Source organism: Variovorax boronicumulans NBRC 103145 (genome assembly GCF_001591345.1).
In the GTDB taxonomy this organism is placed as follows: Bacteria; Pseudomonadota; Gammaproteobacteria; order Burkholderiales; family Burkholderiaceae_C; genus Variovorax; species Variovorax boronicumulans.
On the sequence record NZ_BCUS01000123.1, the window covers coordinates 1 to 18,748 of the forward strand.

Consider the following 18,748-nt stretch of genomic DNA (forward strand, 5'->3'; position numbering starts at 1 on the left):
GGCGAACGGCGCACCGCCGCCGGAGCCGCCGCCGCAGGCGGTCAGCAGGGCCGCGCCGAGCGCGAGGGAAGAGAAAAGCGTGGTGCGAAAGCGGGGTGCGGGAGGCAGGATTTTCATGGCGACACAAGCAGCAACGGCCAGCGCATGGCTGGCCGTCGCATCGGGATTTCAATGAGGCGGATGGCGTGAAAGCGCATCCGCCGGAGAACCCCGGAGTCTGAAATCCTGTCGTGACGCTTCGATGAAACTGCGATGAAAGTTCACGCCCGAAGGCATGCGCTTTCAGTCGCAGTTCAGGGCGTTCAGGCCAGCAGGTCGCTGAGCGTGCGCGCCACCACCTTGGTCGCGCGGCGCAGGTCTTCAAGCACCACGCGCTCGTCGCTGCGCTTGGCGTGCGACTCGAGCACGGTGCGCGGGCCGGCGCCGTAGATCACGCCGGGAATGCCGGCCTCGACGTACAGGCGCACGTCGGTGTACAGCGGCGTGCCCATGGCCTTGATGGGCTCGCCGAACAGCTCGCCGCCGTGCTTCTGGATCGCGTCGACCAGCGGCTTGTTGCCGGCCAGCGGCTTCATCGAGTTGGCGAGCAGCATGCGCTTGATCTCGACCGTGATGCCCGCGCTTTCGGCGGCGGCATCGGCGATCACCTGGCGGATGTTGGCTTCGACCTCGACCGGGTTCTCTTCGGGGATCATGCGGCGGTCGAGCTTGAACACGACCTTGCCGGGCACGACGTTGGTGTTGGTGCCGCCCTCGATGCGGCCCACGTTCAGGTACGGGTGCGTGATGCCCTCGACCTTCGACGTGACCTTCTGGTAGAGCGTGTTCTGCGCGTACAGCGCGTTCAGGATCTTGGTGGCGCCCTGCAGCGCGTCGATGCCGGTGGTGGGCACGGCGGCGTGGGCCATCTTGCCGTGCACGGTGACTTCCATCTGCAGGCAGCCGTTGTGGGCGGTGACCACTTCGTAGCTGAAGCCGGCCGCGATCATCAGGTCGGGCTTGGTCAGGCCCTTCTCGAGCAGCCAGCCCGGGCCGAGGATGCCGCCGAACTCTTCGTCGTAAGTGAAGTGCAGCTCGATGCTGCCCTTTGTGGGCTTGGCCACGGCCTCGAGCGCGCGCAGCGCGAAGGTGAAGCTGGCGAAGTCGCTCTTGCTGACGGCGGCGGCGCGGCCGTACAGGCTGCCGTCGACGATCTCGCCGCCGTACGGGTCGTGCGTCCAGCCTTCGCCGGGCGGCACCACGTCGCCGTGGGCGTTGAGCGCGACGGTGCGGCCACCGTTGCCGTACTTGCGGCGCACGATCAGGTTGGTGATCGACTCGAGGCCGTAGTCCTTCACCTCTTGCGTGGGCACGGCGTGCTTCTCGGCGTCGAGGCCGAAGTCCTTCAGCAGCTCGGCGGTGCGCTCGGCGTGCGGCGCGTTGTTGCCGGGCGGCGTGTCGGTGGGCACCTGCACCAGTTGCTGCAGGAATTGCACTTCCTCGTCGAAGTGGGCGTCGATCCAGGCGTCGAGTTTGGCGTAGTCGGTCATGGTGGTTGTTCTTGTGGGGTCGGTCAGTGGGCTTGTTCGGCGGCGAGGTTGTCCAGCAGCAGCTGGAAGGCCTGCACGGCGAGCTGGATGTCGTCGTTGGTGCTCGACTCGAGCGGGTTGTGGCTGATGCCCGAGTTGATGCCGCGCACGAAGAGCATGGCTTGCGGCATCACCTCGTGCAGCTTCATCGCGTCGTGGCCGGCGCCGCTGGGCATGCGGAAAAGCGGAATGCCCAGCGTGTCGACGGCCTGTTCCCAGCGCTGCTGCCAGGCGGGTTCGCTCGGCGCGGCGGCGGCGCGCATGGTTTCCTCGAGCTCGTAGCGCACGCCGCGGCGTTCGCAGATGTCCTTCAGTGCAGCGACCACGTCGTTGGCCAGTGCGTCGCGCTGCGCGTTGTTGGGCGCGCGCAGGTCGAGGCTGAACTTGCAGCGGCCGGGCACGACGTTGATCGAGCCGCTGGGCACTTCGAGCATGCCCACGGTGCCGACCGAGTCGCCGTCTTTCGCGGCGCGCTGTTCGGTGTAGAGGATGAGTTCGGCCACGGCGGCGGCGGCGTCGCGGCGGCGGTCCATGGGCGTGGTGCCGGCGTGGCTGGCCATGCCGATGACTTCGCCCACGTAGCGCACGCTGCCGTTGATGGAGGTGACGATGCCCAGCGGCAGGTCGAGCTCGGTGAGCACGGGGCCCTGCTCGATGTGCACCTCGACAAAGCCGAGGTAGCGCGCCGGGTCGCGCTGGATCTTCGGAATGTCTTCTTCCTTCAGGCCGGCGTGCTGCATGGCCTCGCGCATGGTGATGCCGTCGGCATCCTTCTGGTCGAGCCAGCGCGGGTCGAAGTGGCCGATGAGCGCGCCCGAGCCGAGGAAGGTGGCCTTGTAGCGCTGGCCTTCTTCTTCGGCGAAGCCGACGACTTCGAAGGCGAAGGGCAGGCGGCGGTTCTGGCGCTTGAGTTCGCGCACGCAGGCCATGGGCACGAAGATGCCCAGGCGGCCGTCGTACTTGCCGCCGTTGCGCACGGTGTCGTAGTGCGAGCCGGTGAGCAGGGTCTTGGCGTCGGGCGTGGCGCCTTCGTAGCGGCCGACCACGTTGCCCACGGCATCGATGTGCACGGAGTCGAAGCCGCAGTCGCGCATCCAGCCCGAGATGTTCGCGGCGCAGGCGCGGTGCGCGTCGGTCAGGTAGGTGACGGTGAGCTGGCCCTTCTCGGCATAGCCGGGGTCGGTGTGCACCGACAGCTGTTCCTGCCAGTCCCACACGTCGTTGCCGAGCGTGATGTCGGCGCCGAACTTGTCGTTCAGGCGGATCTCGGCGATGCGGTGGATGTTGCGCAGCGCCTCACCAAGTTCGAAGCTCGGGTGGTTGTGCAGCCGGCGCGCGAAGGTCTCGATGATCTCGCGCTTGGCCAGGCCCGTGCCGCGCGGGCCGCGCACCGCCAGGATGAACGGGAAGCCGAACTTCGCGTTGTAGTCGGCGTTGAGCTTCTGGATCTGCGCGAACTCTTCGGGCGTGCAGTCGGTCAGGCCGGCCTTGTTCTGCTCGTTGGTCGACTCGGCGGTGAGCGTCTTGCTGACCATGGCCTTGCCGGCGAGCTCGGGGTGGGCGCGGATCAGGCCGATCTGCTCGTCGGCCGACGACGCGGCCAACGCCTGCACCAGCGCGTGCTTCAGATGCGCGAGCGAGCGGAAGGGGCGCTGCACCAGCGCGCGCTGCGCGATCCAGGGCGAGTGTTCGTACACGCCGTCGAGCATGGCAACGGCAGCGGCCGGCCCTGCGGCGTTGAGTTGGGCAAGGGTGAGGAGAGGGGTGCTCATGATGCGGCTCCGGCTTCGAAAGGATGTGCCTGCTTCCAGTGGCGTGCGATGTCGACGCGGCGGCAGACCCAGACCTTGTCGTGCGTGGCGATGTGGTCGAGAAAGCGCTGCAGCGCCGTGATGCGGCCGGGGCGGCCGAGCAGGCGGCAGTGCATGCCGATGCTCATCATCTTGGGGCTGTCGTCGCCGTTCGGGTCGCCTTCGGCGTACAGCGCGTCGAAGGTGTCCTTCATGTACTGGAAGAACGGGTCGGCGTGCGAGTAGCCCTGCGGCAGCGCAAAGCGCATGTCGTTGCAGTCGAGCGTGTAGGGCACGATGAGCTGGGGCACGACGCTGCCGTCGGTCTTTTGCACCTTCATCCAGAAGGGCAGGTCGTCGCCGTAGTAATCGCTGTCGTATTCGAAGCCGCCGTAGTCGGCCACGAGGCGGCGCGTGCGCGGGCTGTCGCGGCCGGTGTACCAGCCGAGCGCGCGCTCGCCGGTGAGCTTTTCGATGGCTTCCATGCCCAGGCGCATGTGCTCGCGCTCGGTGGCTTCGTCGAGGTTCTGGTAATGGATCCAGCGCCAGCCGTGGCAGGCGATCTCGTGGCCGAGTTCCTTGAAGGCGGCGGTGAGCTCGGGGTAGCGCTGCAGCGCCATGCCCACGCCGAACACGGTGAGCGGCAGGCCGCGCTTTTCGAACTCGCGCAGGATGCGCCACACGCCGGCGCGCGAGCCGTACTCGTAGATGCCTTCCATGCTGATGTGCCGGTCGGGGAAGCTCGCCGGGTTGAACATCTCGGACAGGAACTGCTCGGAGCCCGCGTCGCCGTGCAGCGTGGCGTTCTCGCCGCCTTCTTCGTAGTTGAGGACGAACTGCACCGCCACGCGCGCGCCGCCGGGCCAGCGGGCGTGGGGCGGGTTGCGGCCGTAGCCGATCAGGTCGCGCGGGTAGGGCAGGGTGGTGTCGTAGACGGTCATGGTGTGGATCAGGACAGCGCGAGGGAGATGTCGTTGGTGGGAACCTTGCGGTCGAAGGTGAGGTTGGCCTCGACGTGTTCCAGGTGCTCGGTCATGAGGCGCACGGCGAGTTCCTCGTCGCGCGCGGCCAGCGCCTTCACGATGTCGGCGTGCTCGTCGTTGGAGTGCTCGGCGGCGCTGGTGCTCTGGTACATGAGCGTGATGAGGGCGCAGCGCGAGATCAGCTCGCCCAATATTTGCGCCAGCACCTGGTTGCCCATGAGCTCGGCCATGCGCACGTGGAAGTCACCCAGGAGCTCGGTGCGGCCCGACACGTCTTCGCCGCCGACGGCCGATTTCTCGAGCGCCACGTGCTCCTTGAGCGCCTTGATCTTGGCGGGCGTGACGCTGCGCACGAAGGCGCGGGTCATCTCGGCCTCGAGCATGCGGCGCACGGCGAACACCTGCTTGGCCTCGTCGACGGCGGGCGCGGCCACGAAAGCGCCGCGCGCCGGCTCGAGCCGGATCAGCTTGTTCTGCGAGAGCTGGAACAGCGCCTGGCGCACCAAGGTGCGCGACACGCCGAAGTGGTCGGCCAGCTTCTGCTCGGCGAGCTTGGTGCCGGGCTGAAGGCGGTGCTCGACGATGGCCTTCGTGAGGGCATCGACGATCGAACGGGTGGTGGAGGACTCCATGTTTTTCATGATAGACCCAAAGCCGGTAACTGTATACACTTTTGTCCACCGGAATTTCCCGCACCCCGATCTCACCGATCCGACACCCTTTGAAGGAGGCCCCATGGGCTTGAGCACTCACGTACTGGACACGATGCACGGCGGCCCCGCGGCCGGCATGGAGGTGGCGCTGTACACCACAGACGGCGACGCCGCGACGCTGGTGAAGCGCTTCACGCTGAATTCGGACGGCCGCAGCGACGGCCCGCTCTACGACAACAACTCGATCAAGGTCGGCACCTACCGCCTGGTGTTCGACGTGGCGGGTTATTTCAAGGCCCGCGGCGTGACGCTGCCGGAGCCGAACTTCCTGAACAAGGTGACGCTGGACTTCGGCGTGGCGCACACCGACCAGCACTACCACGTGCCCTTGCTCGTGAGCCCGTGGAGCTACTCCACCTATCGGGGCTCCTGAGGTCAGTCCCCTTGTTGCTGTCCCTCTGTCAGCGTGTCGAGTTGGAAGCGCCCGCTCTTGTCCCACAGCCAGGTGTCGGTCCAGGTGACCGCGCCCAGGCGCTGGGCGGGCGGGAAGGGTGCGGCCTGCAGCACGGCGCGCTCGATCTCGGCGATCACCTCGGGCGCGTGCTTGGGCGCGCGCAGCCAGTGCATCGAGACCACCTTGCCACCGGTGTCCAGGTTCACCTGCAGGGTGCCGACCGCGTACAGCAGGGGCGGCATCTGGCCCTTGTAGATGCGCGAGGCGTTGGCGTTGTAGATGTGGCGTGCGGCGTCGCGGCGGTACTCGCGCGCGGTGGTCGCGCTGGAGGCACGCGGCGCGGGCCCGCTGCCCTGTGCGCTGCTGGCGCCGCTCAGCTGGCCGGGCACAGAGCCCGTCGAGCCGCAGCCGGCGAGCCACAAGGCGGAAAGAACAGTGGCGGCCCAGGCGAGGCGGCGCGGCGTAAGCTGGCGGTTCGTCATCATCGCCGGGGTTATACCGTGAGTTGTTGCCGCCTCGGCAACCGAAGGTTTCGGGCATGAACGGTGCGGTCGATCAATTGCTGGCGCGTCTTCAACAGGAAGACGCCGTGCTGGTGCGCGTCGAATCGACGCAGGGCTCGGCCCCGCGCGAGGCCGGCACCTGGATGGCCGTCTGGGCCGACGGCCTCACGGCCACCATCGGCGGCGGCCAGCTCGAGTTCCAGGCCACGCAGGAAGCACGCGAGATCCTGGCCGGCACGCGCAGCCTCGAGGGCGTGCAGCGCTACCCGCTGGGCCCGAGCCTGGGCCAGTGCTGCGGCGGCGTGATGTTCCTGACCTACCGGCGCATCGGTGCGGCCGACGCGCCCGCGTTGCAAAAAGAACTGGTCGCGCAACTCGAACCCGTGGCGCTGTTCGGCGGCGGCCACGTGGGCGCCGCGCTGGCGCGCCTGCTGGCCGTGCTGCCGTTTTCGGTGCGCTGGATCGACAGCCGCGACGGCGTGTTCCCCGACGCGCTGCCCGCGCAGATCGACACCGAGCACTCCGAGCCCGTGCAGGACGCCGTGGCTACGCTCGCGCCCGGCAGCCGCGTGCTGATCATGAGCTTCAGCCACGCCGAAGACCTGGACATCGTCATCGCCTGCCTGAAGCGCCTGCGCACGCGCAACGACCTGCCCTACATCGGCCTCATCGGCAGCAAGACCAAATGGGCCACCTTCCGCCACCGGCTGGAGGCGCGCGGCTTCACGGCCGACGAGCTGGCGCGCGTCACCTGCCCGATCGGCGTGCCCGGCATCACGGGCAAGGAACCCGAGGTGATCGCGGTCGCCGTGGCGGCACAGTTGTTGCAATCGCTGGGCTGAACAGGGTTTTCCCTTGGCGGCGACGCCGCAAATAGCATCCCGCCTCGTGCCAAAACTGTATACACTTTCGGTCCACAACAAGCCGCAGCGGAGCGAGGTCCATTTCAACGGACCTGCGTTCGCGGCACTTTCTCTGCTTACAGCGCCCGCGGTGGTGAGCAGGCTGAAACCCCTCCTTGGCGCCCCCACGCGCCAACAGGGTTGAGAGAGAGCACATGGAAAGCTACTACCTCGACTGGGCCAACCTGCTGCTGCGCTGGGTCCACGTCATCACCGCCATCGCCTGGATCGGCGCCTCCTTCTACTTCGTGATGCTGGACAACAGCCTCGAGAAGCCGCAGGACCAGGAGTCGCTCGACAAGGGCGTGGGCGGCGAGCAATGGGCCGTGCACGGCGGCGGCTTCTACAACAGCCAGAAGTACGCGCTGGCGCCCAAGAAACTGCCCGACCACCTGCACTGGTCGTACTGGGAGAGCTATTCGACCTGGCTCACGGGCTTTGCGCTGTTCACCATGTCGTACCTGTGGAACGCGAGCACGTACCTCATCGACAAGAGCAAGATGGACTGGCAGCCCGGCGCCGCCATTGCCGTGGCGCTGGCCTTCTTCGTCGTGTTCTGGATGGTCTACGACGGCATCTGCCAGATCTTCGGGCGCCGCAAGAACGGCGACACCATCGTCGGCGTGCTGATCGCGGTCTTCATCGTCTTCGCGACCTGGCTGGCCTGCCAGTGGTTCGCGGGCCGCGCGGCCTTCCTGCTGGTGGGCGCCATGATGGCCACCACCATGAGCGGCAACGTGTTCTTCTGGATCATCCCGGGCCAGCGCAAGAACGTGAAGGCGCTGCGCGAAGGCCGCCCGGTCGACCCCGTGCACGGCCAGCGCGGCAAGCAGCGCAGCGTGCACAACACCTACTTCACGCTGCCGGTGCTGTTCGCGATGCTGAGCAACCACTACAGCTTCACCTACACGCACAAGTACAACTGGATCGTGCTGCTGCTGATCATGCTCGGCGGCGCGGCCATCCGGCAGTTCTTCGTGGTGCGCCACCGCTTCAAGCTGGGCAACGCGGGCAACCCGCTGCCCTACGCCATGGTCGGCATCGCGGTGCTGGGCCTGACCATCGTGTGGATGAAGCCCGAGCCGGCCGCGCCCGTGGCGGCCACCGCCGCCCAGGCCGCGCCCGCCGTGGCCTACCAGGACGTGCAGAAGGTGCTGGAGCAGCGCTGCTTCATGTGCCACGGCGCGGCCGTGCAGATGAAGAACGTGCGCGTCGACACGCCCGACCAGGTGACGGCGCATGCCCAGGCGATCTACCAGCAGGTCGTGGTGACCAAGATCATGCCGATGAACAACGCGACCAACATCACCGACGAAGAGCGGGCGCTGATCAGCCGCTGGTTCCAGGCCGGCGCCAAGACGAACTAGAAGACCGTGGCCTGCGAGGGCGGGCCACCGGTCGTCGCACAATCGCCGAATGGAGACAACACGCAAGCCATGACCGCATCGACCTCGCCCTCAGCAACAGCTCCCGATCCGCGCGAAGCCCCGCGCGCCTTCCTCGAACACCTGTACCGCGTGGCGGTGGACCGCGCACTGCCGCTGTCCACGCTGGGCGCGCACCTGCCCAAGCCGCCCAAGGGCCGCACCGTGGTGCTGGGCGCCGGCAAGGCCGGCGGTTCGATGGTGCAGGCGCTCGAAGCGCTGTGGCCGGCCGACGCCCCGCTGTCGGGCCTGGTCGTCACGCGCTATGACCACATCCCGCCGCGCCCCGAAGGCGTGCCGCAGCGCATCGAGATCGTCGAGGCCGCGCACCCCGTGCCCGACGCGGCCGGCCAGCAGGCGGCCGAGCGCATCCTGGCGCTCACGCAGGGCCTCACGGCCGACGACCTCGTGCTGTGCCTCATCTCCGGTGGCGGCTCGTCGCTGCTGGTGCTGCCGGCCGAGGGCCTCACGCTGGCCGACAAGCAGCGCATCAACAAGCAGCTGCTCGACAGCGGCGCCCACATCGGCGAAATGAACTGCGTGCGCAAGCACCTGTCGCGCATCAAGGGCGGCCGGCTCGCGGCGGCCTGCGCGCCGGCGCGTGTGGTCACGCTCACCATCAGCGACGTGCCCGGCGACGACCCGGCCGTGATCGCCAGCGGCCCCACCGTGCCCGACGCCACCACCTGTGCCGACGCGCTGGCCATCCTCGACCGCTACGGCATCGAGGTGCCGGCGCCCGTGCGCGCGCAGCTCGACAGCGGCACGCTCGAAACCCCCAAGCCCGACGATGCCGTGTTCGCCGGCCACAGCACGCACCTCATCGCCACGCCGCAGCAGTCGCTCGAAGCCGCCGCCGCGGCCGCACGCGCCGCCGGCATCGGCGTGCATGTGCTGAGCGACGAAATGGAAGGCGAATCGCGCGAAGTGGGCAAGGTGCATGCGGCGCTCGCCCGCGCCGTGGCCCTGCGCGGCGAGCCCTTCGCCCGGCCCTGCGTCATCCTGTCGGGCGGCGAGACCACGGTCACCATCCGCCCGCGCCAGCCTGGCCAGGCCAAGGGCCGTGGCGGGCGGGCCGGCGAGTTCTGCCTGGGCCTGGCGGGCGCGCTCATGGGCCAGCCGCAGGTGTGGGCGCTGGCGGCCGACACCGACGGCATCGACGGCGTGGAAGACAACGCCGGCGCCTTCGTCACGCCCGACACCCTGGCGCGCGCCACGGCGCAGGGCAAGAAGCTGTCCGATCATCTCGACCGCAACGACGCCTACGGCTACTTCGACGCCATCGGCGACCTGTTCGTGACCGGTCCGACGAACACCAACGTCAACGACTTCCGCGCGATCCTCGTGCTGTAGGCGCGCCCCGGCCCCTGGCGGGGGCCGCCGGCAAGCTTTGTGAACTCAGGTTAATCTACGGCCCCGGCGGCACTTGGCCGCCGTTGTCGCATGCGCACCCCCACGGGGTGCCGCGCCGCGCGCCCGATTTCCCGTTTCGTTTTCACCATCCAGTCCTCGAAGGAAAGAGTTCGCCATGACCGCCACCTACACCGACACCCGCCTGCTGATCGACGGCCAATGGGTCGACGCCGCCGACGGCAAGACGCTCGACGTGCTGAACCCCGCCACCGGCAAGGCCATCGGCAAGGTGGCGCACGCCAGCATCGTCGACCTCGACCGCGCCCTGGCCGCCGCCCAGCGCGGCTTCGAAGCCTGGCGCGACACGCCCGCCAACGAGCGCGCCGCCGTGATGCGCCGCGCCGCCGGCCTGATCCGCGAACGCGCCCTGGACATCGCCAAGCTGCTGACGCAGGAACAAGGCAAGCCGCTGGGCGAGGCCAAGGTCGAAATGATGGCCGCCGCCGACATCATCGAGTGGTTCGCCGACGAAGGCCGCCGCGTGTACGGCCGCATCGTGCCCTCGCGCAACCTGGCCGCGCAGCAGCTGGTCATCAAGGAGCCGGTCGGCCCGGTCGCGGCCTTCACGCCGTGGAACTTCCCCGTCAACCAGATCGTGCGCAAGCTCGGCGCCGCGCTGGCCACCGGCTGCTCCTTCCTGGTGAAGGCGCCCGAGGAAACCCCGGCCTCGCCGGCCGCGCTGCTGAAGGCTTTCGTCGACGCCGGCATTCCGGGCGGCGTGGTGGGCCTGGTGTTCGGCAACCCGGGCGAGATCTCGAGCTACCTCATCGCGCACCCGATCATCCGCAAGGTCACCTTCACCGGCTCGACCCCGGTCGGCAAGCAACTGGCCGCGCTGGCCGGTTCGCACATGAAGCGTGTCACGATGGAACTGGGCGGCCACGCCCCGGTGATCGTGGCCGAAGACGCCGACGTGGCGCTGGCCGTCAAGGCCGCCGGTGCCGCCAAGTTCCGCAACGCGGGCCAGGTCTGCATCTCGCCGACCCGCTTCCTGGTGCACAACAGCCTGCGCCATGAGTTCGCGAGCCTGCTGGTCAAGCATGCCGAAGGCCTGAAGATGGGCGATGGCCTGGTCGAAGGCACCAACCTCGGCCCGCTGGCCAACGCCCGCCGCCTCACGGCCATGGCCCATGTGCTGGAAGACGCGCGCAAGAAGGGCGCCACGGTCGCGACTGGCGGCGAACGCGTCGGCGACACCGGCAACTTCTTCGCGCCCACCGTCATCACCGACGTGCCGCTGGACGCCGACGTGTTCAACAACGAACCCTTTGGCCCCATCGCCGCGATTCGCGGTTTCGACACGCTCGAAGAAGCCATCACCGAAGCCAACCGCCTGCCGTTCGGCCTGGCCGGTTATGCCTTCACCAAGTCGATCAAGAGCGCGCACCTGCTGAGCCAGAAGCTCGAGCTCGGCATGCTGTGGATCAACCAGCCCGCCACGCCTTCGCCGGAAATGCCGTTCGGCGGCGTGAAGGATTCGGGCTACGGTTCGGAAGGTGGCCCGGAGGCAATCGAGGCGTACCTGAACACCAAGGCGGTGTCGATCCTCGGCGTTTAACTAGTCTTCGGCGGAGGCGTTCCAGAACGCCTGCTGGACGCCTTCCAGCGTTTCCAGCTCCGCGATCACCTGGTCGAGCTCTTCGGGCTCGACCGCGGTGGCGTACAGCGTTGCGGCAATCTCCGTGTCGGCCTGCCCGAAGGCGTGCTGGTCGATGTCGCGCACCGGGTAGTTCGCGGCTTCCAGCTGCACCAGCAGCTGGTCCATCACCTCGGGCCGCGCCGCGCGCGAACAGATCACGCGCACCGTGTAGGTCGCCTCGCTCGATTCCTCGTGCACCGGACGGCGGTTGATGCGGTTCACCACGGGCCGCAGCAGCGTGTTGCTCGCCAGCACGAAGAGCGCGGCGATCAAGGCTTCGCCCAGCAGGTCGGCGCCCGCGCAGGCGCCCACCGCGGCCGACCCCCACAGCGTGGCGGCCGTGTTCAGGCCCGTGATGTTGGCGCCTTCCTTCATGATCGCGCCGGCGCCCAGAAAGCCGATGCCCGAGACCACGTAGGCGACCACGCGCACCGCGCCGTCGGGGCCGCCCAGGCGGGCCGCCATGTCGACGAACACGGCCGCGCCCACGGCCACCAGCGTGTTGGTGCGCAGCCCCGCGGTGCGCTGGCGCACCTGGCGCTCGAAGCCGATCAGCGAGCCGAGCAGAAAGGCCGCGCCCACGCTGACCAGCGTGTCCAGCAGCGAAGGCAGGTTGATGTGGCGAATGGCTTCCATGCGTGATCCTCCTGATCCTCTGTGTGCGAAGCAGGGTAGCGGCCTTGTGTGACAGCCGCGACCCTGCGTCCGGACGGTTGTCTGTGTCTCATTGCCAGCCGTACTTGCGTGCGTACCAGCCCTTCACGGCCTGCGTCAGCGTCGCGTAGCCGACGAGCATCAGCACCAGCCAGGGGAAGTACGCGAGCGGCAGCGCCTGCAGCTTGAAGTAGTGCGCCAGCGGTCCCATCGGCAGCCAGATGCCCACGGCCGCAATCGCCGCGCCCATGGCCAGCAGCGGCCAGGCCGCGCGGCTTTGCAGGAACGGAATCTTGCGGGTGCGGATCAGGTGCACGATCAGCGTCTGCGACAGCAGGCCCTCGATGAACCAGCCCGACTGGAACAGCGTCTGGTGTTCCACCGAGTTGGCCGCGAACACGAACCACATCACGGTGTAGGTCAGGATGTCGAACACCGAGCTCAGCGGCCCGAAGAACACCATGAAGCGGCCCAGGTCGGCCGGGTTCCAGCGCTGCGGTGTCTTCAGGAACTCCTCGTCCACGTTGTCGAACGGGATCGCGATCTGCGACACGTCGTACAGCAGGTTCTGCACCAAGAGGTGCAGCGGCAGCATCGGCAGGAAGGGCAGGAAGGCACTGGCCACCAGCACCGAGAACACGTTGCCGAAGTTCGAGCTGGCCGTGATCTTGATGTACTTGAGCATGTTGGCGAAGGTGCGGCGGCCTTCGACCACGCCTTGCTCCAGCACCATGAGGCTCTTTTCGAGCAGGATGATGTCGGCCGACTCCTTGGCCACGTCCACCGCGCCGTCCACCGAGATGCCGATGTCGGCGGCGCGCAGCGCGGGCGCGTCGTTGATGCCGTCGCCCATGAAACCGACCACGTGGCCGTTGGCATGCAGCGCTTGCACGATGCGCTCCTTGTGAGCGGGCGTGAGCTTGGCGAACACCTGGCGCATTTCCACCACCTGCCGCAGCTCGGCCTCGTTCATGCGCTCGACTTCGTGGCCCAGCACCATGCGTCCGGCGTCGATGCCGACATCGGCGCAGACCTTGCGCGTGACCAGCTCGTTGTCGCCGGTCAGCACCTTCACCGCCACGCCGTGTGCGGCCAGCGCCTGCAGCGCGGGCGCGGTCGATTCCTTCGGCGGATCGAGAAAGGCCACGTAGCCCAGCAGCGTGAGCCCGGCTTCGTCGGCCACGCCGTAGGCCGGCTTGCGCGCGTCGGCGTGCAGCGTGCGGCTGGCCACGGCCACCACGCGCAGGCCCTGGGCATTGAGCTCCGAGGCCACGCGGTGGATGCGCGCCATCACGTCGGCGTCGAGCGCGAGCACTTCGGCGCCGCGTTCGACCGAGGTGCACACCGACAGGATCTCTTCGAGCGCGCCCTTGCAGATCAGCAGGTGCTCGTCCTCGCCGTGCGCCACCACCACCGACATGCGGCGGCGCGAGAAGTCGAAGGGCACCTCGTCGACCTTGCGCCAGCCGGTCTGCAGCTGCGTGTCGAGCTGCACCTCGGCGTGGCTGAGCACGGCCTTGTCGAGCAGGTTCTTCAGCCCGGTCTGGTGAAAGCTGTTGAGGTAGGCCTGCTGCAGCACGTGGTCGGAGTCTTCGCCCCAGGCGTTGGTGTGGCGTTCGAGCACGATGCGGTCCTGCGTGAGCGTGCCGGTCTTGTCGGTGCACAGCACGTCCATCGCGCCGAAGTTGTGGATGGCCTCGAGGCGCTTCACGATCACCTTGCGGCGCGACATCACGACCGCACCCTTGGCCAGCGTGGCGGTCACGATCATCGGCAGCATCTCGGGCGTGAGGCCGACGGCGATCGACAGCGCGAACAGCGCGGCCTCCCACCAGTCGCCCTTGGTCACGCCGTTGATCACCAGCACCAGTGGCGCCATCACCAGCATGAAGCGGATCAGCAGCCAGCTCACGCGGTTGATGCCGGCCTGGAAGGCGGTGGTGCCGCGGTCGGTCGCGCTCACGCGCTGGGCCAGCGCGCCGAAGAAGGTGCGCTCGCCCGTGTGCACGATCACCGCGGTGGCGGTGCCGCTGATCACATTCGTGCCCATGAACAGCAGGTTGTCGCGCTCGAGCACGCCGGCCTGGTGGTCGGCGGCGGTGGCTGCGAACTTCTCCACCGGCATCGATTCGCCGGTGAGCGCCGACTGGCTGATGAACAGGTCCTTGGCCGAGAGCAGGCGCGCGTCGGCCGGGATCATGTCGCCGGCCGACAGCGCGATCACGTCGCCGGGCACGAGGTCGCGCATCGGCACTTCGATGCGTTGCGTGCCCGCGTGCGCGAGGTCGAAGCCGTCGTCACCGGCGCGGCCGGCCTTCTCGCCGGGCGCGGGGCGCAGCACCGTCGAGGTGTTGCTCACCATCGCCTTGAGCCGGTCGGCGGCCTTGTTGGAGCGTGACTCCTGCAGGAAGCGCAGCACGGTCGACAGCAGCACCATGCTGCCGATCACCACCGTGGCCTTCGTGTCCTCGGTGACGTACGAGACCAGCGCGAGCACGGTCAGCAGCAGGTTGAAGGGGTTGCGGTAGCACTGCCACAGGTGGTTCCACCACGGCAGCGGCTGCTCGTGGCGCACCTCGTTGCTGCCCAGCCGCTTGCGCAGTGCCAGTGCGTGGGCTTCGGTGAGGCCTTGCGACGAGCTGTTCATGCGCACCAGCACCTCGCCCGCGTCGGTGTGCGAGGCGGCGGCCAGCGCCTTGGCGATTTCGGCCGGCATCGCGGCCGAGCCCAGGCTGCTGGGCTTGGCGCTCAGCAGCGTCTGCCAGCGCTCGAAGTGATGCCGCATGTGGCGGCTGCGCAGGAAGCTTTCGAAAAAGGACTTCAGGACGTTCTTCATTGTTCTTCTCCTGTGTGAGGGCGCTCAGCGAGCGAACGCCCAGGTGAGGCCCAGCGTCCAGCCGCGCGGGCCGTCGTGGCGCAGGTCGCGGGCGTGGCTGAGATCGACGTTGATGGACGGCGTGGCCGTCCAGCGCAGGCCGGCGCGCCAAGCGTTGCGCCCGCCTTCGCGGAAGCGCTCGGCCACGAGCGAGAGCGCGGGCAGGGCGGCCCATTCGAGCGCCGCGCCCGAGTGGCTGGTGCTCGGCTGCGCGCGATGGAAGTCGCGCCCCAGGTTCAGGTGGGCGCGCCAGGCGTAGTCGAACTGCCAGGTGACGGGGATCACCACGCTGCTGTCGGTAAGGCGCAGCGAGGCATGGCCGGCGTCGCTGCGTTGCCACGTGGCCGAGGCCAGCACGCCGGTGCTCAGCGTGTCGGTGAGCGCGAAGGCCCACTTGATCTGCGGGCCGGCGCGCACGGTGCGGCCATCGGCGCCGCGCTCGCGTTCGAGGTTCAGGCCCAGCTCGATGGGGCCGACGCGGCAGGCCGGGCCGAGGTGCACGAGGCGCTGGCCGCCCCAGGTCTCGATCTGGCACTGGCCCGGATCGAGGATGGCGGCGTCGTCCACCGAGTGGTGGCCGCCCGCGGCGTGGGTCTGCGTGGCGGCCAGGCCGCAGAGGGTGGCCAGCCAGGCGCGGCTTGGCGCGGGGCGGCGGAAGGTAAGAGGGCGGGCGTTGGAACGGGCGGCCGTGGCCGTCCGCACGACACGCCGCAGGCGTTCGCGGGTCATGGGAGTTTCTCCTTCGGGTGCGGCGCGCCGCGAAGGAAGGAAACGCCCGTGACGACGTGCTTGATTACTCAGCAGTCAGCCGGCGGGGCTCCTCCGCAGCGCGGCAGGCTGCGAGGTGAATGGGGGATCGATCGGGCAGTGAAGGCGGCGCACAGCGGCGCAAGCAAGGGTCCGGGTCCATGAGGGCCTCCTGTTCTGTGGGGTGGCAGAGGCTGGCTTCAGCGGCGCGTGGTGCCGTGGCCGGGTGGGTCGAGCAGCAGGAAGAAGCTGCGGATGCGGCGCGTGGTCCACAGCGCGGCGGCGCGGTCCAGGGCCTGCTCGTCGTCGACGTGCGGGGCCGGGCTCACCCGTGCGGGCGCGCCGGCGTGCGCCGACGGACGACCGTGCGACGGTTGCACCTGCGGATGCAGCGGACGAATTTGAAACTGGCGCATGACAAGGCTCCTTCACGCTGAAGGGCCTCGCGCACGGACGCACGCAAGCTGACTGACAAAGTCAGCGACGAAGAACAACGGGAATCGGTAGGGGGAGCCGCTTGCCCGAGGGGCAAGGGGTTCGCGCTGCGGACACGGCGGCCGCAAGCGCGGGAGCTGCCTGCGCTAGAGGGCCGGGGGTGTCACGCCTGCCGAGGCACGCGTCTTGTCACTGATCCAACTGGCACTGTCCACGCACGGGGCTCCGAAATGATGATTTCCGGATTGTTGCACCGCATCATTGGCAGCGTCAACCCTTGGCATGAAGCAACAGGCTGCGTCGGGGCTGCGTGGCGTGGAGCCGGGCCTCGTTCGCGCTGCGTTCGATAGGGGCCGGAAACCAGCGGAAGATGTTCGAGTCGCTGCGCCAGCCGTTGCTGAAGCGCACGAACAGGAAGCCCGAGATGGCATTGCCCAGGTCGTCCACCGGAATGCCCGCGGCGCGCAGGGCCTCGACCTCTTGCGCGGCGCTCATGTCGAAGGGAAGTTTCAGCGTGATGCTCGCGCTGTGAAGACTGGGTCGGGGCATCGTGACCTCCTTTGCACTGACCATGGGCCGTAGTGAAGCGCAAGGAGTTGTGTCAGGCGATACCGAAGATATGGGAGCTGTCCATTGGAGAGAGGGGGTGCGATCCGCCCTCGCTCCCTCGTGGCATCCCCCGACCGGGGGATGCGGTGGGTAGGGTGGCCTATGCCGAATGCCTGCCCTCTGTGCCTATAGTCGACGCGCATGAAACCAAGCACCCCGGCCGTCCTGTTCGTGTGCACAGGGAACATCTGCCGCTCGCCGACCGCGCACGCATTGCTGCTTCACAAGGCGCAGCGCGCAGGCTTCGCGGTGGAGGTCGACAGCGCCGCCATCTCCGACGAGGAGCGCGGCAATCCGCCCGACCCGCGCTCGGTGGCCGAGGCGCTGCGGCGCGGCATCGCGATGCCCGCGCACCGCGCACGCCAGGTGCGCGCGGCCGACTTCGAACGCTTCGATTGGCTCATCGGCATGACGCAGCAGCACTGCGCCGCGCTGCGCAGGCGTGCGCCCGCCGAGACGATGCGCAAGGTGCGCCTGCTCTCGGAGTTTGCGCAGGCCATCGGCGGTGACGTGCCCGACCCGTGGTACGGCGGCCGCCAGGCCTTCATCGAGGCCTTCGACCTGATCGACCTCGGCGTGGAAGGCCTGCTCGCGCAGCTGCGTCGCGACGCGGCCTGAACGGGCAGGCTTTGGGGTTCAGCCCGTGCAGAGCGCGCGGATCGTCGGCGGAATCGGCACCGCGCGGATGCCGCCGCCTTCGCGCTTGGCGGCAAAGATCCGCACCTCTTCGCATTCGAGGATCAGGTCGTCGCCGCGCGTCACGCGGTAGGTCTGCACGAAGCTCTTGTCGCGCCATTCGGTGATGCGCACCGCGATCTGCAGCGTGTCGCCGTAGCTGGCCGCCTTGACGAAGCGCGTGTGCGTGTCGACCAGCGGCGTGCCGATCACGCCGAGCGTCCGGGCGGTGTCTTCCCAGCGCGGCACGCCGCACTCGGCGAAGAAGTGGCGCGAGGCCGCGTCGATCCAGCGGAAGAAGTTGGGAAACCAGACGATGCCGGCCGGGTCGCAGTCGCCGAACTCGACGCGTGCGGTGTAGACGACTTCCTTGCCGGAAGCGTCTTGGGGAGATGGAGTGCTGCTCATCCGTCGATTGTCCCGGCTGCTCAGTCGGCCTTGATGCCGCGCTCGCGGATGAGTGCGCCGAAGCGCTGCGAGTCTGCGGCCGCGCGGCGCTGGAAATCGGCCGGCGTGCCCGGCGCCGGCTCGCCGCCGATGGCCGCGATGCGCTCCTTCACCGCCGGCAGCGCGAGCGCGCGGTTGACCTGCGTGTTGAGCTGAGCCACCACCTCGGGCGGCGTGCCTGCCGGTGCGTAGAAGCCGAACACCGTGTCGGCGTCGAAGCCGCGCAGGCCGGCCTCGTCGAGCGTGGGCACGTCGGGGAACTGCGAGGAGCGGTGCGGGCTGCCCACGGCCAGCAGCTTGAGCTTGCCGGCGCGCACCTGGTTCAGGGCAATGCCGGGGTCGAAGGCGTAGTCGATCTGGCCGGCCAGCAGGTCCTGCAACGCGGGCGCCGCGCCACGGTAGGGCACGTGCAGCGCGAACAGGCCGGCCTGGCTCTTGAACATCTCGCCCGCCAGGTGCGGCGAGCTGCCGTTGCCCGGCGAGCCGTACGACAGCTTGCCGGGGTTGGCCTTGAGGTAGGCCATGAACGACTTCACGTCGGTCGGCGGCAGCGAAGGCCGTGTGACCAAAAACACCAGCACGCGCGCGGCGGCGGCCACGGGCACCAGGTCCTTGGCGGGGTCGAAGCTCATGCGCGCATACAGGTGCGGGTTCACCGACACCATGCCGCCCGAGCTCATGAGCAGCGTGTAGCCGTCGGCCGCCGCACGCGCCACGGCCTCGCCGCCGACGTTGCCGTTGGCGCCGCCGCGGTTCTCGATCACCACGGGCTGCTTCAGTGCTTCCTGCAGCGGCTGCGAGACGGCGCGCGCGAGCTGGTCGGCCGCGCCGCCGGCCGGGAAGTTGACGATCACCTTGATGGGCTTGGACGGCCAGGTGTCGGCATGCACGGCGGGCGCGCACAAGGCGGTGCTGGCCAGGGCGAGCGCCAGCAGCAGGCGGCGCGACGAAGCGGGGGTCGATGGGGTCATGGTTCT

At 68.7% G+C, this 18,748-nt stretch carries 18 protein-coding genes; 6 read left to right on the forward strand and 12 right to left on the reverse strand.

Going from position 1 to position 18,748, the window contains the following annotated elements; translation table 11 throughout:
• Nucleotides 1-302: 302 nt before the first annotated feature.
• From VBO01S_RS26005 to VBO01S_RS26020, 4 genes are read right to left on the reverse strand one after another with little or no spacing between them, the layout of a single operon-like run.
• Entirely contained in the window at nucleotides 303-1,529 is a 1,227-nt protein-coding gene (locus VBO01S_RS26005; RefSeq protein WP_062480832.1) for a M20 family metallopeptidase, read from the reverse strand.
• Between the two features lie 23 nt (nucleotides 1,530-1,552).
• Nucleotides 1,553-3,340, reverse strand: a complete 1,788-nt coding sequence (uraD, locus tag VBO01S_RS26010; RefSeq protein ID WP_062480834.1) for a 2-oxo-4-hydroxy-4-carboxy-5-ureidoimidazoline decarboxylase — start codon at nucleotides 3,338-3,340, stop codon at nucleotides 1,553-1,555.
• Nucleotides 3,337-4,299, reverse strand: coding sequence for an allantoinase PuuE (puuE, locus tag VBO01S_RS26015; RefSeq protein WP_062480836.1), 963 nt, complete (start codon nucleotides 4,297-4,299; stop codon nucleotides 3,337-3,339). The genes uraD and puuE overlap by 4 nt, the downstream gene beginning before the upstream one ends.
• 8 nt (nucleotides 4,300-4,307) lie before the next feature.
• Nucleotides 4,308-4,982 carry a GntR family transcriptional regulator gene (locus VBO01S_RS26020; protein ID WP_056574067.1) on the reverse strand — a complete coding sequence of 225 codons (675 nt, stop codon included), beginning with the start codon at nucleotides 4,980-4,982 and terminating at the stop codon, nucleotides 4,308-4,310.
• A gap of 94 nt (nucleotides 4,983-5,076) precedes the next feature.
• On the opposite strand from VBO01S_RS26020, the gene uraH reads away from it, so the two are divergent.
• Entirely contained in the window at nucleotides 5,077-5,427 is a 351-nt protein-coding gene (gene uraH, locus VBO01S_RS26025; protein WP_062480837.1) for a hydroxyisourate hydrolase, read from the forward strand.
• A 2-nt stretch (nucleotides 5,428-5,429) separates the two neighbouring features.
• Here uraH and VBO01S_RS26030 read toward each other — a convergent pair whose 3' ends face one another.
• The gene (locus VBO01S_RS26030) at nucleotides 5,430-5,933 is read right to left on the reverse strand and encodes a hypothetical protein (protein WP_062480839.1); all 504 of its coding nucleotides are present in this window, start codon (nucleotides 5,931-5,933) and stop codon (nucleotides 5,430-5,432) included.
• A 53-nt stretch (nucleotides 5,934-5,986) separates the two neighbouring features.
• Here VBO01S_RS26030 and xdhC point away from each other — a divergent pair, with 53 nt between their 5' ends.
• From xdhC to VBO01S_RS26050, 4 genes are all read left to right on the forward strand, one after another.
• Nucleotides 5,987-6,793, forward strand: coding sequence for a xanthine dehydrogenase accessory protein XdhC (gene xdhC, locus VBO01S_RS26035; RefSeq protein WP_062480841.1), 807 nt, complete (start codon nucleotides 5,987-5,989; stop codon nucleotides 6,791-6,793).
• A gap of 215 nt (nucleotides 6,794-7,008) precedes the next feature.
• Entirely contained in the window at nucleotides 7,009-8,220 is a 1,212-nt protein-coding gene (locus tag VBO01S_RS26040; RefSeq protein WP_062480843.1) for a urate hydroxylase PuuD, read from the forward strand.
• A gap of 69 nt (nucleotides 8,221-8,289) precedes the next feature.
• Nucleotides 8,290-9,630 (forward strand): glycerate kinase type-2 family protein, encoded by a 1,341-nt coding sequence (locus VBO01S_RS26045; protein ID WP_062480845.1) that lies wholly within the window; start codon nucleotides 8,290-8,292, stop codon nucleotides 9,628-9,630.
• Nucleotides 9,631-9,805: 175 nt separating this feature from the next.
• Nucleotides 9,806-11,248: an NAD-dependent succinate-semialdehyde dehydrogenase gene (locus VBO01S_RS26050; protein ID WP_062480847.1), complete on the forward strand. Its 1,443-nt coding sequence runs from the start codon at nucleotides 9,806-9,808 to the stop codon at nucleotides 11,246-11,248.
• On the opposite strand, the gene VBO01S_RS26055 is transcribed toward VBO01S_RS26050, so the two are convergent.
• The 5 genes from VBO01S_RS26055 to VBO01S_RS26075 all read right to left on the reverse strand — a co-directional run bounded on the left by VBO01S_RS26055 (nucleotide 11,249) and on the right by VBO01S_RS26075 (nucleotide 16,589).
• The gene (locus tag VBO01S_RS26055; protein WP_062480849.1) at nucleotides 11,249-11,965 is read right to left on the reverse strand and encodes an MgtC/SapB family protein; all 717 of its coding nucleotides are present in this window, start codon (nucleotides 11,963-11,965) and stop codon (nucleotides 11,249-11,251) included. It lies immediately after the preceding gene.
• A gap of 88 nt (nucleotides 11,966-12,053) precedes the next feature.
• A complete protein-coding gene (mgtA, locus tag VBO01S_RS26060; protein WP_062480851.1) occupies nucleotides 12,054-14,819 on the reverse strand; it encodes a magnesium-translocating P-type ATPase in 2,766 nt (921 codons plus the stop codon).
• 24 nt (nucleotides 14,820-14,843) lie between these two features.
• Complete coding sequence (locus VBO01S_RS26065; protein ID WP_062480853.1) at nucleotides 14,844-15,587, reverse strand: PA4824 family protein; 744 nt, start codon at nucleotides 15,585-15,587, stop codon at nucleotides 14,844-14,846.
• A 218-nt stretch (nucleotides 15,588-15,805) separates the two neighbouring features.
• A complete protein-coding gene (locus VBO01S_RS26070; RefSeq protein WP_062480855.1) occupies nucleotides 15,806-16,021 on the reverse strand; it encodes a hypothetical protein in 216 nt (71 codons plus the stop codon).
• Between the two features lie 289 nt (nucleotides 16,022-16,310).
• Nucleotides 16,311-16,589 carry a hypothetical protein gene (locus VBO01S_RS26075; protein ID WP_235926727.1) on the reverse strand — a complete coding sequence of 93 codons (279 nt, stop codon included), beginning with the start codon at nucleotides 16,587-16,589 and terminating at the stop codon, nucleotides 16,311-16,313.
• A 201-nt stretch (nucleotides 16,590-16,790) separates the two neighbouring features.
• Here VBO01S_RS26075 and VBO01S_RS26080 point away from each other — a divergent pair, with 201 nt between their 5' ends.
• A complete protein-coding gene (locus VBO01S_RS26080; RefSeq protein ID WP_062480857.1) occupies nucleotides 16,791-17,267 on the forward strand; it encodes a low molecular weight protein-tyrosine-phosphatase in 477 nt (158 codons plus the stop codon).
• 18 nt (nucleotides 17,268-17,285) lie between these two features.
• On the opposite strand, the gene VBO01S_RS26085 is transcribed toward VBO01S_RS26080, so the two are convergent.
• Nucleotides 17,286-17,732 carry an acyl-CoA thioesterase gene (locus tag VBO01S_RS26085; protein WP_062480860.1) on the reverse strand — a complete coding sequence of 149 codons (447 nt, stop codon included), beginning with the start codon at nucleotides 17,730-17,732 and terminating at the stop codon, nucleotides 17,286-17,288.
• Between the two features lie 20 nt (nucleotides 17,733-17,752).
• On the reverse strand, nucleotides 17,753-18,742 hold the full coding sequence (locus VBO01S_RS26090; RefSeq protein WP_062480862.1) for a Bug family tripartite tricarboxylate transporter substrate binding protein: 990 nt from the start codon (nucleotides 18,740-18,742) through the stop codon (nucleotides 17,753-17,755).
• Nucleotides 18,743-18,748: the final 6 nt, after the last annotated feature.

What these genes read in the sequence shown, in the direction of transcription:
- VBO01S_RS26075 (WP_235926727.1), bottom strand. Translation starts at nt 16,589, where the DNA reads ATGCCCCGACCCAGTCTTCACAGCGCGAGCATCACGCTGAAACTTCCC.
- VBO01S_RS26045 (WP_062480845.1), top strand. Translation starts at nt 8,290, where the DNA reads ATGACCGCATCGACCTCGCCCTCAGCAACAGCTCCCGATCCGCGCGAA.
- VBO01S_RS26050 (WP_062480847.1), top strand. Translation starts at nt 9,806, where the DNA reads ATGACCGCCACCTACACCGACACCCGCCTGCTGATCGACGGCCAATGG.
- VBO01S_RS26070 (WP_062480855.1), bottom strand. Translation starts at nt 16,021, where the DNA reads ATGCGCCAGTTTCAAATTCGTCCGCTGCATCCGCAGGTGCAACCGTCG.
- VBO01S_RS26005 (WP_062480832.1), bottom strand. Translation starts at nt 1,529, where the DNA reads ATGACCGACTACGCCAAACTCGACGCCTGGATCGACGCCCACTTCGAC.
- VBO01S_RS26080 (WP_062480857.1), top strand. Translation starts at nt 16,791, where the DNA reads ATGAAACCAAGCACCCCGGCCGTCCTGTTCGTGTGCACAGGGAACATC.
- VBO01S_RS26020 (WP_056574067.1), bottom strand. Translation starts at nt 4,982, where the DNA reads ATGAAAAACATGGAGTCCTCCACCACCCGTTCGATCGTCGATGCCCTC.
- puuE (WP_062480836.1), bottom strand. Translation starts at nt 4,299, where the DNA reads ATGACCGTCTACGACACCACCCTGCCCTACCCGCGCGACCTGATCGGC.
- VBO01S_RS26055 (WP_062480849.1), bottom strand. Translation starts at nt 11,965, where the DNA reads ATGGAAGCCATTCGCCACATCAACCTGCCTTCGCTGCTGGACACGCTG.
- VBO01S_RS26040 (WP_062480843.1), top strand. Translation starts at nt 7,009, where the DNA reads ATGGAAAGCTACTACCTCGACTGGGCCAACCTGCTGCTGCGCTGGGTC.
- VBO01S_RS26085 (WP_062480860.1), bottom strand. Translation starts at nt 17,732, where the DNA reads ATGAGCAGCACTCCATCTCCCCAAGACGCTTCCGGCAAGGAAGTCGTC.
- VBO01S_RS26090 (WP_062480862.1), bottom strand. Translation starts at nt 18,742, where the DNA reads ATGACCCCATCGACCCCCGCTTCGTCGCGCCGCCTGCTGCTGGCGCTC.
- uraH (WP_062480837.1), top strand. Translation starts at nt 5,077, where the DNA reads ATGGGCTTGAGCACTCACGTACTGGACACGATGCACGGCGGCCCCGCG.
- xdhC (WP_062480841.1), top strand. Translation starts at nt 5,987, where the DNA reads ATGAACGGTGCGGTCGATCAATTGCTGGCGCGTCTTCAACAGGAAGAC.
- mgtA (WP_062480851.1), bottom strand. Translation starts at nt 14,819, where the DNA reads ATGAAGAACGTCCTGAAGTCCTTTTTCGAAAGCTTCCTGCGCAGCCGC.
- uraD (WP_062480834.1), bottom strand. Translation starts at nt 3,340, where the DNA reads ATGAGCACCCCTCTCCTCACCCTTGCCCAACTCAACGCCGCAGGGCCG.
- VBO01S_RS26030 (WP_062480839.1), bottom strand. Translation starts at nt 5,933, where the DNA reads ATGATGACGAACCGCCAGCTTACGCCGCGCCGCCTCGCCTGGGCCGCC.
- VBO01S_RS26065 (WP_062480853.1), bottom strand. Translation starts at nt 15,587, where the DNA reads ATGACCCGCGAACGCCTGCGGCGTGTCGTGCGGACGGCCACGGCCGCC.